Origin of the sequence: Paenibacillus sp. 1001270B_150601_E10 (assembly GCF_015558675.1) — a bacterium.
Classification (GTDB): Bacteria; Bacillota; Bacilli; order Paenibacillales; family Paenibacillaceae; genus Paenibacillus_B.
In genome coordinates, this window is record NZ_JADMOL010000029.1 from 1 (window position 1) to 1283 (window position 1283).

Here is a 1283-nt window from a genome sequence, read left to right on the forward strand (position 1 = left end):
TGAAGTGCACCCCATAGAATAGACATTGGAAAAACCTCTGGTTATTCCGATGAATTCTAGGGGGTGCATTTTTTATGGCGATTAAAGGACAGAAGTTTAAATCATATACGGAGGAAGATAAGAAGGAGGCGATCCGTCTACACATTGAGGAAAAGTGGACATACAGACAGATCACCGAACACTTGAAGATCCATGATAGGGATAGAGTCAAAAAGTGGATGCGTAAGTACAGAGAGCTTGGTGAGTTTGGACTCTTAGATCAAAGAGGGCGTCGCGAGCAGTACCTAGACCAAGACCGGCATGTGAAACAGCTCAAACGGGAAAACGAAGCCTTAAAAAAGTGTTTGAAAATCTGGAAACAGGAGGTGCTGGGGGCAAGTACCACATCATCCAAGTAGCGGCAAAACAGTATCCTGTAACGGAGCTTTGCAGGCTCCTAGGCGTGTCTAGAAGCGGATATTACCGCTATCTTAGTAAGTTAGAGCATGACAAAGACCACGAGACGAAAGAGCGAATCAAGGCCATATATGAGCAGAGAAACGGAACATATGGATACCGGAGGATCGAGGACGAGCTTGAACGTCAATATGGTGAAAAGGTGAACCATAAGAGAGTACTGCGCCTTATGCAAGAACTCGGGTTGAAGGCCGTTATCCGGAGGAAACGCAACTATCGCTACTCACATCAAGTAGCAGTAGCGGACGGCCGCGTTGCAGATAATTTACTGAAGCGTGACTTTACTGCGGATAAACTGAATCAAAAATGGGTTACCGATGTTACGCAGTATCGTGTAGGGGATGATCGGCTGTACCTATCGGCTATTAAGGATCTGTGCAGCTCGGAAATTGTCGCGTACCACATGAGTAATCGCAATGACAACGAGTTGGTTCTAGAGACGTTTAAAAGCGCGTTTCAAGCACAAAAGGACGCGACTGGGCAAATAGCCGGATTGATCGTTCACAGCGATCAAGGCTTCCAGTACACGTCCCATGCATACCACGACATGCTGCCTACGGTTGGCGCCCAAATCAGCATGTCCAGACGCGGCAATTGTTTAGACAATGCCGCAATGGAGAGCTTCTTCTCGCATCTCAAAGCGGAAGCGCTCTACCCCTATCATATCCGCTCGTTGGACGAAGCACAACGGAGAATAGAGGAATTTATACATTTTTATAACCATGATCGGATTCAAAGAAAATTAGATAAGCTGACGCCGGTAGAGTACCGACGCCAGCTTTCAGCTTAGGGCTTTTTTCAATGTCTACAAAAATGGGGCTTGACCA

General features: G+C 46.6%; 2 protein-coding genes. Both read left to right on the forward strand.

Annotated elements, in window-relative coordinates:
* Positions 1–74 precede the first annotated feature (74 nt).
* On the forward strand, positions 75–398 hold the full coding sequence (locus tag I2H74_RS24385; protein ID WP_229506178.1) for a helix-turn-helix domain-containing protein: 324 nt from the start codon (positions 75–77) through the stop codon (positions 396–398).
* Positions 341–1246 carry an IS3 family transposase gene (locus tag I2H74_RS24390; protein ID WP_324254161.1) on the forward strand — a complete coding sequence of 302 codons (906 nt, stop codon included), beginning with the start codon at positions 341–343 and terminating at the stop codon, positions 1244–1246. Before I2H74_RS24385 ends, I2H74_RS24390 begins: the two co-directional genes overlap by 58 nt.
* Positions 1247–1283: the final 37 nt, after the last annotated feature.